This window comes from Pseudomonas sp. TH41 (assembly GCF_016650695.1).
Lineage (GTDB): Bacteria > Pseudomonadota > Gammaproteobacteria > Pseudomonadales > Pseudomonadaceae > Aquipseudomonas.
In genome coordinates this window covers 287,749-301,611 of sequence record NZ_JAEKFH010000004.1, presented here as the reverse complement: position 1 = coordinate 301,611, position 13,863 = coordinate 287,749, and the positions used below count along the sequence as shown (strand labels likewise).

Here is a 13,863-nt window from a genome sequence, read left to right as displayed (position 1 = left end):
GATGAGACGCGTCAGGCTAGGCCAATTCCCAGGCACATGTACTTCAGTTCGATGTAATCATCGATGCCGTACTTTGAGCCTTCGCGGCCCAGACCCGACTGCTTGATACCGCCGAACGGTGCCACTTCGGTTGAGATCAATCCTTCATTTACGCCGACCATTCCGTACTCCAGCGCCTCGCTGACACGCCATGCGCGCCCCAGGTCGCGGGTGTAGAGGTAAGAAGCCAGGCCGAATTCGGTGTCGTTGGCCATGGCAATCGCTTCGGCCTCGGTCTCGAACCGGAACACCGGCGCCAATGGGCCGAAGGTTTCGTCGCGAGCGACCAGCATTGATGGAGTGACGTCCCCCAGCACTGTCGGCTGAAAGAAATTGCCGCCCAGCGCGTGGGTTTTTCCTCCGGCTAGTAAAATGGCGCCTTTGCCCAGCGCATCGCTGATATGTTCTTCAATCTTCGCAACGGCCTTGGCATTGATCAGCGGCCCTTGCTGTGCGTTATCCACGTCAGCGGCACCAACCTTCAGTTGATTGACCGCAGCCACCAATCGCCGCGTGAATTCATCGTAGACACTGTTCTGTACCAGGATTCGATTGGTGCAGACGCAAGTTTGCCCGCTATTGCGGAATTTCGAACCCATGGCGCCTTCGACCGCTGCATCCAGGTCGGCATCTTCGAACACGATGAAGGGTGCATTACCACCCAGCTCAAGGCTGACTTTCTTGATGGTCTCGGCGCATTGCGCCATCAAGGTTTTGCCGATATCAGTGGAACCGGTGAAAGATACTTTCTGAACGCTAGGGTTGCCGGTCAGCTCGGTGCCGATTTCACGGGCACGGTTACCGGTGACGATGTTTAGAACACCGGCCGGGATTCCTGCACGCTCACCCAGTTCAGCCAAGGCCAGCGCGGACAGCGGGGTATCCGAAGCAGGCTTGACGATAACGGTGCAACCAGCCGCCAGCGCAGGGCCGACTTTGCGAGTAATCATCGCATTGGGGAAATTCCACGGCGTGATGGCTGCCACCACGCCAATGGCTTGCTTGATTACCACTAGACGGCGGCCCTGCTTGTCATGCGGGATTACGTCACCATAGATGCGCTTGGCTTCCTCGGCGAACCATTCGATGAAACTGGCACCGTAGGCAATTTCGCCGCGGCTTTCGGTCAAGGGTTTGCCTTGCTCCAGGCTGAGCAAGCGGGCGAGGTCTTCCTGGTTGGCCAAGATCAGGTCAAACCAATTGCGCAGGATGTTGCTGCGCTCCTTAGCAGTCTTGCCGCGCCAGGCGGGCAGGGCAGCCTGGGCCGCGGCGATAGCGCGGGCGGTTTCGGCCTGGCCGAGGGAACTGACTTCGGCGATGATTTCGCCATTCGCCGGGTTGGTCACCGCGAAACGTGTGCCGTTATCGGCTTCGATCCATTGGCCATTGATGTAAGCCTGTTCGCGCAGCAGTTTCAAATCGTTAAGTTTCATCAGTCTTCTCAAAAAATCAGTACACGCCGCCGGAGCTTGTGGGCACCGGAGCATCTTTGAATGTGGCGGCGAGGGTTTGCAGACCGCGCATCAGAACTGTGGTGTCGACGCCGACAGCAACGAACGCCGCGCCCAGCTCGATGTATCGCTTGGCCAGTTTCTGGTCGGCGCTGAGAATGCCAGCCGCTTTACCGGCTTTCTGGATTCGGGCGATGGCGTCTTCGATCGCTGCCTGGACTTTGGGATGACCCGGATTGCCGCGGTAGCCCATCGATGCACTCAAATCCGCCGGCCCGATAAAGACTCCGTCGACACCCTCTACCGACGCGATTGCATCAAGATTGGCCAGGCCTTCGCGGTTCTCGATCTGCACCAGTAGGCACATTTGTTCATCGGATTTGTCGAGGTAACCGGGAATGCTGTTCCAGCGCGATGCGCGTGCCAGTGCACTGCCGACGCCACGAACACCATTGGGCGGGTAGTGGATCGCACGGACCAGCTCGCGCGCCTGGTTTGCGCTTTCCACCATAGGTACCAACAAGGTTTGCACACCGATGTCGAGCACTTGCTTGATCAGTGCGGTGTCGCCAATCACCGGGCGAATTACTGGGTGGCTGGGGTAGGGGGCCACGGCCTGAAGCTGGCTGAGCATTGCGCGCAAATCGTTGGGTGCATGTTCGCCGTCGATCAGCAGCCAATCGAATCCGGCGTTGGCGGCCAGTTCGGCACAATAGGCGTCGGCCAATCCAAGCCACAGGCCGATCTGCGCTTCACCACTTTGCAGGCGCAGTTTGAAGGTATTAATGGGCATATCCATCGTAGAAGTCTCCGATCAAACGAAACGACAGGCAATGGACCCCAGCATGTCGTAATCGACATGGAAGGTATCGCCAGGGTTTGCCGCAACAGGGCGGGTGAAGGAGCCACCCAGGATGATTTGCCCTGGCAGCAGCGTGACGTCATAGGCCGCTAGTTTATTTGCGAGCCAAGCCACGCCTTTCGCCGGGTGGTTGAGTACGGCAGCGGAGACGCCGGACTCCTCGATCACACCATTGCGGTAGAGGACGGCTGGCACCTTGCGCAAGTCGATCTCGGTCGGGCGCACGGCGCGGCCGCCCATGACCACGCCGGCATTGGCGGCATTGTCAGAAATGGTATCGAACACCTTGCGGGTCGTTTTGGTCTGCGGGTCGACCTGCTGGATGCGCGCATCGATGATTTCCAGTGCCGGGATCACCCATTCGGTGGCGTCCAACACATCAAAAACCGTCACGTTCGGACCTTTCAAGGGCTTGCCCAGAATGAACGCGAGTTCCACTTCCACCCGAGGCACTATAAAGCGCTCGAACGGAATATCAGTGCCTTCGTCGAAGAACATGTCATCGAGGAGCGCACCGTAATCTGGCTCGGTGATGTTGGAAGACACCTGCATGGCCCGCGAGGTCAGGCCAATTTTATGCCCGACCAACTTGCGACCATCCTTGATTTTTTGCGCTACCCAAGCACGCTGAATGGCATAGGCGTCTTCAATGGTGATGTCTGGATGGTCCAGGGAAAACTGACGTACCTGCTCGCGTGAGCGCTCGGCGCGGTCGAGGCGGGCGGCGGCTTGCTGAATGAGTTGTTGATCAAGCATGACAATGATCTCTTACTTAGGGTTGACAATGGAGGCCTGGGTACGCAGCACCAAAAAACCACCGAGAGCGATGAACAGTGCGAGCAGGTAAAGGGCCAGGCTGGCACTCTGGGTTGTGTCGCGCATCCAACCGATCAGATAGGGCGCGAAGAACGCCGCGATGCTGCCGAAGGAGCTGATCAGGGCAATGCCGGTGGCTTGGGTGCTGTTGGACAGGAAGGCCGGGGGCAGTTGCCAGAACATTGGCAACGCGGCACTGGCCCCCATGCCGGCGATGATCAAACCAGCCAGAACCGTGGTTGGATTGGCAGGTGAAAGTCCGGCGATGGCGATGCCGGCGGCAGACATCAGCAATGGCACGCAGAGGTGCCAGCGGCGTTCACGGTTGCGATCGGACGACCGTCCACAACCGATCATGAAGAAACAACCCGCCAGATAAGGTACGGCACTTAGCAAGCCGACCTTGCCGTCGCTGCCGATACCGGCGCCGTGGATCAGTGTCGGCATCCAGAACGCCAGGGTATTAACTGCCAGCATCACCGCGAAATACACCGCGACCAGCAGCCATACCTGCCGGTTCTTGAGGATTGAGGAGAACGAAGTGATCGATTTGCGACGTTCTTCCTTGTTCAATTGCTCGCGCAGTTGTTGCTTCTCCTGCGGAGCCAACCACTTGACCGTTTCGAAGCTGTCCGGCAGGCACTTGAACACGACAAGCCCAAGCAAGATGACGGGCACACCCTCGATGATGAACATCCACTGCCAGCCGTGCAGGCCTGCATAATCATGGAAACTTTCGAGGATGCCGCCGGACAACGGGCCGCCGATCACGCCGGCCATCGGTACGGCGATCGCAAACAATGCGGTGATTTGCGCTCGACGACCAGCCGGGTACCAGCGGTTCAGAAACACCAGAATGCCCGGAAAGAAACCGGCCTCGGCCACCCCCAGCAAAGAGCGCAGGACATAGAAGCCGGTAGCGCTGTCGATCAAGAACATACTGGTTGATAACGTTCCCCATACCACCATCAGCGTCGCGATCCAGCGCCGTGGGCCAACACGATCCAGGGCCATATTGCTCGGTACGCCGAACAGCGCGTAGGCGACGAAGAACAGACCGGCGCCCAAGCCGTACACCGTGTCGCTGAAATTCAAGTCAGCGCTCATCTGTATCTTGGCGAAGCCGATGTTGATTCGGTCGAGGTGAGCGAACAGGTAGCAGATCAACAACAGCGGCATCAGCCGCCAGGTGATGAGGCTGTGGGTACGCTCGCGCGCGACGGTGTTGATGGTGTCGGCGGTATTGGCTGAGCTCATGATTTTGTACTTTTTGTCTGAGAGGCCGATGGAACGAACGGCAGGCTGCCTTAACGGGCCTGAACCTTGAGAAACTCGTGGACGTTGTTTTCCTTGAAGTTGAGTTGCTCGTGCAGTTCGATCATCTCGAACGACAAGGCCAGCAGGCGTTGGGCCTGAAGCTCGGCGAAGTGCTGGGTGATGACCTCGAACAGGCTCTCGGCGACTTTCTGGCGCGTCGCCAAATCACGGCCATGGCCGACCTTCAGCGTCATATGAACAAAGGCGTAGTCGTGCTTGCCGTCAGCCATGCGCCAGGTGTCCAGGCGTATGCCGCGACTGCGGATGCCGCCCAGGGGAAACACGCCGCTGTCTCCCAGGGCGCTGTGAACCTTTTCGAACAGCGCGGGCAAGTCCGCTTGCTGTTCGATGTTGTCGGAGTACTCGGCGATGAAATGTGGCATATGAATCTCCCAAGTCGCGAGCAACTTTCAGGCTGCCCGCGAGCGAGTGTCAGAGGGGGAAAATGGCATTGATCTGGCCGGTGCCGGAACTTCCGAACGGCTGAGTGATGATCTCGGCGGGTTTGTTATATTCAGGCCCGCCCAGTAGTCCGAGGAGCATCGCGGTGTCGTGCATCTTGCCTTCGCCGAAGCAATGCTCGGCGTAGTCCGGGAGCATCGCGCAGAACTCCTTGAAGCGGCCTTGCTTCCACATCTCGACCACATGCAGGTCCATCTGCTTGTCGAACTCGCGGGTCCAGTTGTGGATGTTGGCTTCGGCTTCACGGTCGTCGGAGAAACGGTGGGACAGTGAGCCCGAGGCCAGCACCAGCACCTTGCGGTCGCTCTTCTCGATGGCCCGACGTACAGCGGCGCCGAAAGTAAAGCTGTCTTCCAGACGGTGCCAGGCACACCAGGCGGCAATGGAGATCACGTCGAACTTCTGCTCGTCGGGAACGCCCATGTGCATGTAGCGCATCGGCACCAGGGTGCCGTATTCCAGCTCCAGGCTCGGGATGTTGTGAGCCATGGTGCGTACCCCGGCCTGATTGGCCTCGGCGGCGATCAGCTCACCCAGCTCAGGACAGCCCGGGTATTGGTACTCCATGTTCTTGATGAAGTGCGGTAACTCGTTGCTGGTATAGATGCCTTTGAAATGCTCGCCGCAGTTGACGTGATAGCCGCTGTTGACCATCCAGTGCACGTCAAACACCACGGCGGTATCGGCGCCGAGTTCGCGGGCGCGACGGCCGATTTCCTTGTGTCCGGCAATCGCTGCTTCGCGACAACCGTGATGCTTGCCGGGCAGTTCCGACAGGTACATCGAGGGTACGTGGCAGATCTTCGCGGCCAGGACGACTTCGCCCATGATGATTCTCCTGAAATTGTTGTTGTTTGATTCAGTCTGGCAGTTGTCGAGGCTTGCGATGGGCCGATGCGCGCCCCATCGCAGCCTTCAACAGCCGCTAGTTCAGACGCCCCAACGCGGGATGTGATGACTGCCCATGGAAATGCAAACGTTCTTGATCTCGGCGAATACTTCGAAGCTGTACTGGCCACCTTCTCGACCGGTGCCGGAGCCTTTCACACCGCCGAACGGCTGACGTAAATCACGTACGTTCTGGCTATTGATGAACACCATTCCGGCTTCGATGCCATAGGCCAGACGATGCGCTTTGCCGATGTCCTGGGTCCAGATGTAAGACGCCAGGCCGTATTCCGTATCGTTGGCCAGTTGCAGAGCCTCGGCTTCATCCTTGAACGGGATCAGGCAGACCACCGGGCCGAAGATTTCTTCCTGGGCGATGCGCATCTTGTTGCTCACGTCGGCGAACACTGTCGGCTGGATGAACTGGCCTTTATTCAGGTGCGCCGGCAAGTTGGCTGGACGTTCCAGACCGCCAGCGACGAGGGTGGCGCCTTCTTCGATACCGATCTTGATGTAGCCGGTGACCTTGTCGTAGTGGGCTTGAGTGATCATCGAACCGACCTGGGTCTTCGGATCCTGTGGGTCGCCAACGATGAGGCGTTTGGCACGAGCGGCAAACTCGGCGACAAACTGCGGGTACACGCTTTCCTGGATGAAGATCCGGCTACCGGCGGTGCAGCGTTCACCGTTCAACGAGAAAATGGTGAACAGCGCCGCGTCGAGGGCACGCTCCAGGTCGGCATCTTCAAAGATCAGCACCGGTGACTTGCCGCCCAGTTCCATGGAGTACTTTTTCAGGCCCGCGGTCTGCATGATTTTTTTGCCGGTCGCGGTACCACCGGTGAAGGAAATCGCCCGCACGTCCGGGTGCCGAACCAAGGCATCACCCGCGGTGGCGCCGTAACCCTGGATGACGTTGAGCACGCCATTGGGAATGCCCGCTTCGACGGCCAGGCGACCCAGTTCGTTTGCGGTCAATGGCGACAGTTCTGACATTTTCAGGACGGCAGTATTGCCCAGCGCCAGGCACGGCGCGGTCTTCCAGGTCGCCGTCATGAACGGCACGTTCCATGGTGATACCAGGCCGCAAACCCCCACTGGCTGATAGAGGGTGTAGTTGAGCATCTGGTCGTCGACTGGGTAACTGTGACCGTCCATGCGGGTGCAGACTTCGGCGAAAAAGTCGAAGTTGTGCGAGGCCCGTGGAATCAACACGTTTTTGGTCTGATGGATCGGCAAACCGGTATCGAGGGTTTCGAGTTCGGCCAGTTGTGGCACGTTTTGCTCGATCAGCTCACCGAGCTTGCGCATCAGTCGGGCACGTTCCTTGGCCGGGGTGTTGGCCCACTTGGGGAAGGCTTCCTTGGCCGCGGCCACGGCCTGGGCGACTTCTTCGGCGCCGCCGCTGGCGACTTCGCCGATGGCCTCACCGGTGGCCGGGTTGTAGTTGACGAAAACGTCTTTGCTTTCGACCTCGCGGCCATTGATCCAATGTTTGATCATGTTGCTCAAGCCTCTTTACGCGCGGAGAAAAAATCCGCTTCGCTGACGATTCGATTGACCAGGCGACCCACGCCTTCCACTTCCACGATTACTTCATCGCCTGGCACGACATCGGCCAGACCTTCCGGCGTGCCCGTGGCGATCATGTCGCCGGGTTGCAGGGTCATGAAACTGGACAGGTACTCGATCAGGTAAGGGATATCGAAAATCATGTCCTTGGTGCTGCCTTCCTGACGCAGTTCACCGTTGATCCAGGTGCGCAGTTTCAGGTTGCTCGGATCCGGTACATCGGCGACATCGACGATCCACGGACCGACGGGCGTCGTGGCATCGCGGTTCTTCACCCGCAGGTTGGGACGGTAGTAATTTTCCAGGTAGTCGCGAATCGCGTAGTCGTTGCACACTGTGTAACCCGCCAGATATTCCAGGGCGTTTTCACGTTTGACGTTGCGTGCCGGCTTGCCGATAACGGCAACGAGTTCGCACTCGTAGTGCATGTAGGCGACGTTATCTGGGCGCCAGGTCACTTGGTTATGGCCGCTGTAGGTGCCGGGGGATTTGATAAAGGCCAGGGGCTCGGTGGGCGGCTTGAAGGCCAGTTCGGCGGCGTGGTCGGCGTAGTTCAGACCCAGGGCGAACATGCTGCCGGTGGCCGGTGGTAGCCACTCAACCTGACTTTCTCCTAGCAGGCGCCCGTCGGCCAGGCGCAGGGCGTTGTGCTCTTCGACATGTGCGAGATGGACTTCGCCTTCAAAACGGATGCGGGCGTGTTTCATGGAAGCTCCTGTTACTCGGCTACGATGTGGTTGACGAGGCGGCCCAGGCCGCTGATTTCGACTTCGACGGTATCGCCGGGCTGGACATCGACGCGGCATTCGGGGGTGCCGGTGATCAGCACATCGCCTTCGTGGAGGGTCATGAATTCACTGATCTCGGCGATCAACTGGGGAATGCTGCGGACAAAGTTGGCCGTGGAGTTTTCCTGGCGCAATTGACCATTGACGAACAGTTTCAGGCTCAACTGATGCGGGTTGGCGACTTGGTCACGGGCCACCAGTTCCGGGCCCAGCGAGCAAAAGCCGTCACGGCACTTGGCCTTGACTGCCGGGCGGTAGTAGCTGTCTTCCGGCAGACTGAACTCATTGACGATGATGTAGCCGGCCACATGTTCCAGCGCCTGTTCAACGCTGACCCGGCTAGCGCTTTTGCCAATCACTACGCCCAATGCCGGGCCCGGTTGCAGGCGTTCACCTTGCGGATGAACCACGGCGCAGTCATGACCATTACGGGTATTGGGCGTCTTGATGAACAGCACCGGTTTGGTCGGCGGTTTCTGGTAAGGCGCTTGCTCGAATTCGGCGATACGTTGGTTCAGCAACCCTTGGTAGTTCAGCGCAACGCCGAACAGGGTGCCGTTCGCAACATCATGCAGGGCACGGCTCATGCTTTTCTCCTGGCAGTGGCGGGACAATGACTGCTCCGCGAAATATTCGTTAACCTGTTAACGTTATAATTAATATGTTAACTATCGTCAAGCGTGGCAAAATCCTCTGCCAATGGTTAGTCGCCTGAAACCGGCGCAGGATGAAAGTCCTTGCACTGCCAACATCCAAACAAAAAAGAGAACCGAGCGATGAGCGATCGTCAGCCGATCCCCAATATCAACATCGGTCAGGTCTACGACCAGCGCTACAGCGATGCCGAAGTGCACTACGACAAACTCGGCAACTTGGCGGAATTCTTCGGCCGTAACATGCCGGTGCATCGGCACGACCGGTTCTTCCAGGTGCATTACGTAAAGAGCGGTGCGGTGCGGGTCTATCTGGACGACCAGCAATACCTCGAGTCGGGGCCAATGTTTTTTCTCACGCCACCGACGGTAGCCCATTCTTTCGTCACTGAAGCGGATGCCGACGGGCATGTGCTGACGGTGCGCCAGCAGCTGGTCTGGCAGTTGATCGATGCCGATACGAGTCTGGCGCCCGGCGCGCAGTTGCCGGCAGCCTGCGTGGCTCTGACGCGGCTGGCGCCACAATTCCAGCCCGAGGTCAGGAGGCTGGAGTTTCTGTTCGAGGAGCTGTGCAGCGAGATCAACGCCGATGGACCTGGGCGGGGTTCGGCGCTGGACAGCCTGACGCGATTGATCATGATCAGTCTGCTTAGGCTTTGCGCCAACTCCCTGGAAGCCCGTCCGGCACGTCATGAAGACTTGCGGATCTTCCACCGCTTCAACGAGTTGATCGAAGACCACTACCTGCAGCACTGGCCGCTGTCGCGCTATGCCGCTGGCATCGGGGTTACCGAGGCACGGCTCAACGACGTCTGCCGGCGCATTGCCGACCTGCCGTCGAAACGGTTGATCCTCGAGCGGTTGATGCAAGAGGCTAAACGTTTGCTGCTGTTCACTGGCAATTCGGCCAACGAAATTTGCTACCAGCTGGGGTTTAAGGACCCTGCCTACTTCAGTCGGTTCTTCCAGCGTTATGCACAGGTCACTCCGGGGGAGTACCGCCAGCGCCAATCGGGTTTGCGTTGAGCAGGGCATAGGTCTTGTTGCTGTGGCCTTGTCGATGTTGTGCTGATCATCATGGTCACGGAATCGGTGCGGCAAAATGGCTTTTACAGAGAACGGATTGCACTTTTCACAGGGCGCGGCTAAGGGGCGATGTGTAATCGAATTCACCTTGTGAAGACGGTTAACAAGAAAACAAAACGGCCGTTGGTTTGCAGCTTGCACCGGCTAGCTGGCGACATTAAGCTGCCGATTCGCCCATTCAAGTAATTCGATTATGGCTAACCCCAGACCTTCACTGACACTGACCTTATTGCAAGCTCGCGAAGCCGCAATGGCATTCTTCCGACCAGCGCTCAACAAGCATGACCTGACGGAACAGCAGTGGCGGGTCATTCGGATACTGCGCCAGCAGGGCGAGCTTGAGAGTCATCAACTTGCACACCAAGCGTGCATTCTCAAACCAAGCATGACTGGCGTTCTGAGTCGTCTGGAGCGCGACGGCCTCGTGCGCCGGCAGAAGTCCAGTCAGGACCAGCGGCGGGTTTTTGTTGCCCTGACAGAACGAGGTCAGCAGTGCTTTGTCTCGATGAGCGAAGGCATGGAAAGCAACTATCTGAAGATCCAGAAGCAGTTTGGCGCGGAGAAAATGGAGCAGCTATTGGCCTTGCTCAATGAGCTAAAAAATATCAAACCCTGATGGTCGACTGCGAAAGGTCTGAGCAGCCATCGGTGCATAAACGATGAGCTGCTGGACGTAGCAGCAATGGTTAAGATTGTCGACGACCGCGCTACAGCATTCTAACTTCCTGCTTTGCGCGACTAAGTGTTTCCGAAGGCAGCTCATTGAATATCTTTTTATATTCGGAGCTGAAACGGCTCAAGTGCCAGAAGCCCCAATTGGCAACAACATCTTTTACTTGCACCGGACGACCACCGGCATTCACCAGCTCACGACGGGCGCCATTCAGCCTGAGCAACCGAAGGTAACTCACTGGATTGATATTCAATAAATCCTGAAAACTATATTGCAATACTCTCCGAGACACGCGAAGTTCACGACAGACATCGATAATTTGCATGGGCTCTGAAATGTTATCGATCAAAAACTCGCGTGCCCGACGCGCGATCTGCACATGATTAAACTCCCTGTGAACAATCACCGGCAGTTCAAAGTTTTTCAGAATAAGGGGGGAGAGCACCTCCATCGTCTTCTGCATCAACGCTGAGCGTACCTCGGGACGACTGAGTAACTCCGGATCATCATGGCAAGCATCGAGCATCCCGATAAACACTTCGATCATGCTTGCTGTGCATGCTGCATCGCTAACCAGGAGCATCCCGCGCTTTAGCCAGTTGTTCACAGAAACATGCTCGACCGCTTCCATGTATTCAGCAACGACTTCACGAGAAATTGCCACAATCAGAAGCTTGGCAGGAGGAACCAGGGCGTCGTAATCATACTCGCCTCGAAACATGACAACTTCATTGGCCGCCCAGCTTCGACCGTTAGCTCGTCCTTCGTGCGCCATGCGCCAAGGCAGGGCGAAAACAAAAGAATTAGCCCATGCAATACCAGATTGGTGGCTCGTTACATTTCCGACCTCTGTATATATCTGTAAACCAGAGAGCCATAGTTCTTTGGTGTCACACTGATATTGGCCGGAAGAAAGTTGGGCATACTCCAAATCCCAGCCGTCAAAAGCTGCGGAATTTGTGAATGGATCCGAATGATGACTCGCGTGAACATAATAATCACTAGTACGGCAAACTTTCTCTAGTTTCATATTGTTATAGCCCTGCTCAAGATCCGACTGTTGCCGGTAACGAAAAACTGTCGGAGCAAAGCAAGCAAAATACGCTCCAGAAATCCGAAGCGACTACGTAATTTTTCAATTTATTTTTGGTAAACGACGAATGGCCATTCAGACGGTGAAAAACCGCAATAAAGTTATAAAATTCGCATTATTACAGCCATTCAAGTCTGTAAGGAAACACAAAAGCCGTATCGATGAAATCTGCAAATCCTTTGAGTGGGCATCGTTGGGTAAAACCGTTACAAAAATTGTTTAACGCGAGAGCTCAACAGACTATTGCGCGGCAGAACTGGAACAACCGTCATCGTGCACCACCGTTTTGATTGATGCACAGACTTCCCAATAGTCAGACCCGACCGAAGTCGGGTCCGCAGCGATGAGATAACGCCGATGCTCGGAAGGTTTAGTAACGAATCATCACGGATTTAAGTTCCGTGTAGTCATCAATAAACGCTGCGCCGAATTCACGACCGATTCCAGAGGACTTGATACCACCAAACGGCACAGCTGGATCAAGCATGTTATGCATGTTTACCCAAACTGTTCCAGCTTGGATTTCAGGTACCAGGCGCAGCGCTTTGGATAGGTCGTTGGTCCACAAGCCGGCGCTGAGGCCGTAGGGAGTGTCGTTCATCAGGTGCAGCAGCTCTTCTTCGGTGTCGTAAGGGAAGAAGGTGGCAATGGGGCCGAAGGTTTCTTCATTCAGCAACGTGTCGTTGATCGAATTAGCCAGGATGATCGTCGGTTCTACGAAGCAGCCAGCTCCGTCGATGATCTTGCCGCCGTAGACAATGGTACTGTTCTCCGCGCGTGCGGTATCGAAGAAACCAGCGAGTTTCTGTTGGTGCTGTTTATTGGTGACCGGGCCAAACTGAGTGGCTTCATCCAGCGGTGAGCCTATCTTCAAAGTGGCGAGTCGTTGCGACAGCTTCTCCATGATCGGTTCGATTTGCGAGCGGTGAACGAAGAAGCGCTCGGCAGCCGCGCAGATCTGTCCGGAATGCAGAAAACCGGCTTCGATGATGCCGTCGGCCGCTTTGTCCAGATCGACATCTCGCAGAAAACCAACGGAGTTTTTACCACCTAACTCCAGCGTGGCGCGGGTCAGCTTAGCGTCAATTGCGCCCTTGCCCACAGCAATGCCTGTAGACACCGAACCGGTAAACGAAACCTTATCGGTACCGGGGTGCTCAATTAAAGCTTTACCGACCAGGCCGCTCCCGGTCACCACGTTTAACGCACCGGGAGGTAGACCCGCTTCAGTCGCCAATTCGGCAATCCGCAAAATAGTTAGCGGTGTGAATTCGCTCGGTTTGATGATGATGCTGCAACCGGTCGTCAGGGCTGAGGCAAGCTTCCAGATGGCGATCATGGTGGAGAAGTTCCACGGCACAATGCCGACCACTACGCCGACTGGCTCACGCAGGGTGAATGCGGTGTAGCGTTCACCTGCGAAAGAAGGCAACGAGGGCGTGATGGTCTCGCCAGTAATTTTTGTCGCCCAGCCGGCATAGTAGCGCAGGAAGTGCGCGGCCTGATCCACTTCAAAGGCGCGGGAAATCTGAATGATCTTTCCGGACTGGCAGGTTTCGATCTGCGCCAGTTCTTCGCGATTGCGCTCCAGCAGATCGGCGAGTTTGAACAATACAGCTGCTCGTGCTGCCGGGCTGGTCCGTGACCACACTTTGAAGCCTTGTTTGGCGCTAGCTACGGCGTGATCAATGTCGGCTTGGGCAGCATCACTGACCTGAGCGATGACTTCGCCGTCGGCCGGATTGATGACTTTGATCTTGGTGGTCGAACTACTGGCGATGTGGCCGCCATCAATGTACAGACCATGCTCGCGGCGAAGGAATCGGGTCACACTTGGAAGAAGAGTCACATCACTCACGCTGGCAGGCTCCGGCAAGAAACAGGGGGGGCGGGTGCCGCCCTGCAAAAATGGTTTGTAATCACTAAGGTTACTTCTCGGCAGACCGCCGATCTTGACTCTGACTGTCATGGGAATGACTGTGCCTGCCACCTCCGCGGGTGGCTGAATAGGCACTTTGAGGCACGGTACAGCCCAACCTGCTGCTCATGGATTGAGTTTTGGCCCAATAGGTCTGAGGCTGCTGCGCTGAACTCATAGCAGCCCCTGGGCTAATAGGCTTAATCAGGTCTTAGGCCCACGTGGTGGCTGTTATCGCAAGCTAA

General features: G+C 56.8%; 13 protein-coding genes. 2 read left to right on the top strand and 11 right to left on the bottom strand.

Annotated features, from left to right (window positions below; translation table 11 throughout):
• Positions 1–11: 11 nt before the first annotated feature.
• The 9 genes from JFU37_RS18075 to JFU37_RS18035 all read right to left on the bottom strand — a co-directional run bounded on the left by JFU37_RS18075 (position 12) and on the right by JFU37_RS18035 (position 8,782).
• Positions 12–1,472 carry an NAD-dependent succinate-semialdehyde dehydrogenase gene (locus JFU37_RS18075; RefSeq protein ID WP_201116977.1) on the bottom strand — a complete coding sequence of 487 codons (1,461 nt, stop codon included), beginning with the start codon at positions 1,470–1,472 and terminating at the stop codon, positions 12–14.
• 16 nt (positions 1,473–1,488) lie between these two features.
• Positions 1,489–2,289: a 4-hydroxy-2-oxoheptanedioate aldolase gene (gene hpaI, locus JFU37_RS18070; RefSeq protein WP_201116975.1), complete on the bottom strand. Its 801-nt coding sequence runs from the start codon at positions 2,287–2,289 to the stop codon at positions 1,489–1,491.
• Positions 2,290–2,304: 15 nt separating this feature from the next.
• Positions 2,305–3,108 carry a 2-oxo-hept-4-ene-1,7-dioate hydratase gene (hpaH, locus tag JFU37_RS18065; protein ID WP_201116973.1) on the bottom strand — a complete coding sequence of 268 codons (804 nt, stop codon included), beginning with the start codon at positions 3,106–3,108 and terminating at the stop codon, positions 2,305–2,307.
• A gap of 12 nt (positions 3,109–3,120) precedes the next feature.
• The gene (locus JFU37_RS18060) at positions 3,121–4,425 is read right to left on the bottom strand and encodes an MFS transporter (RefSeq protein ID WP_201116971.1); all 1,305 of its coding nucleotides are present in this window, start codon (positions 4,423–4,425) and stop codon (positions 3,121–3,123) included.
• Positions 4,426–4,475: 50 nt separating this feature from the next.
• On the bottom strand, positions 4,476–4,868 hold the full coding sequence (locus JFU37_RS18055; protein ID WP_201116969.1) for a 5-carboxymethyl-2-hydroxymuconate Delta-isomerase: 393 nt from the start codon (positions 4,866–4,868) through the stop codon (positions 4,476–4,478).
• A 49-nt stretch (positions 4,869–4,917) separates the two neighbouring features.
• Positions 4,918–5,775 (bottom strand): 3,4-dihydroxyphenylacetate 2,3-dioxygenase, encoded by an 858-nt coding sequence (gene hpaD / locus JFU37_RS18050; protein ID WP_201116967.1) that lies wholly within the window; start codon positions 5,773–5,775, stop codon positions 4,918–4,920.
• A gap of 102 nt (positions 5,776–5,877) precedes the next feature.
• The gene (hpaE, locus tag JFU37_RS18045) at positions 5,878–7,338 is read right to left on the bottom strand and encodes a 5-carboxymethyl-2-hydroxymuconate semialdehyde dehydrogenase (RefSeq protein ID WP_201116965.1); all 1,461 of its coding nucleotides are present in this window, start codon (positions 7,336–7,338) and stop codon (positions 5,878–5,880) included.
• Between the two features lie 5 nt (positions 7,339–7,343).
• Positions 7,344–8,114 carry a fumarylacetoacetate hydrolase family protein gene (locus JFU37_RS18040; protein WP_201116963.1) on the bottom strand — a complete coding sequence of 257 codons (771 nt, stop codon included), beginning with the start codon at positions 8,112–8,114 and terminating at the stop codon, positions 7,344–7,346.
• A gap of 11 nt (positions 8,115–8,125) precedes the next feature.
• Positions 8,126–8,782: a fumarylacetoacetate hydrolase family protein gene (locus tag JFU37_RS18035; protein ID WP_201116953.1), complete on the bottom strand. Its 657-nt coding sequence runs from the start codon at positions 8,780–8,782 to the stop codon at positions 8,126–8,128.
• 189 nt (positions 8,783–8,971) lie between these two features.
• Between JFU37_RS18035 and hpaA the strand changes: the two genes are divergently transcribed.
• Together hpaA and hpaR are read left to right on the top strand one after the other, a co-directional pair.
• Positions 8,972–9,874 (top strand): 4-hydroxyphenylacetate catabolism regulatory protein HpaA, encoded by a 903-nt coding sequence (gene hpaA, locus JFU37_RS18030; protein ID WP_201116941.1) that lies wholly within the window; start codon positions 8,972–8,974, stop codon positions 9,872–9,874.
• Positions 9,875–10,127: 253 nt separating this feature from the next.
• A complete protein-coding gene (gene hpaR / locus JFU37_RS18025) occupies positions 10,128–10,550 on the top strand; it encodes a homoprotocatechuate degradation operon regulator HpaR (protein WP_201116939.1) in 423 nt (140 codons plus the stop codon).
• 91 nt (positions 10,551–10,641) lie between these two features.
• On the opposite strand, the gene JFU37_RS18020 is transcribed toward hpaR, so the two are convergent.
• Entirely contained in the window at positions 10,642–11,637 is a 996-nt protein-coding gene (locus JFU37_RS18020; protein ID WP_201116937.1) for a helix-turn-helix domain-containing protein, read from the bottom strand.
• A gap of 433 nt (positions 11,638–12,070) precedes the next feature.
• A complete protein-coding gene (locus JFU37_RS18015; protein ID WP_201116935.1) occupies positions 12,071–13,558 on the bottom strand; it encodes an aldehyde dehydrogenase family protein in 1,488 nt (495 codons plus the stop codon).
• Positions 13,559–13,863: the final 305 nt, after the last annotated feature.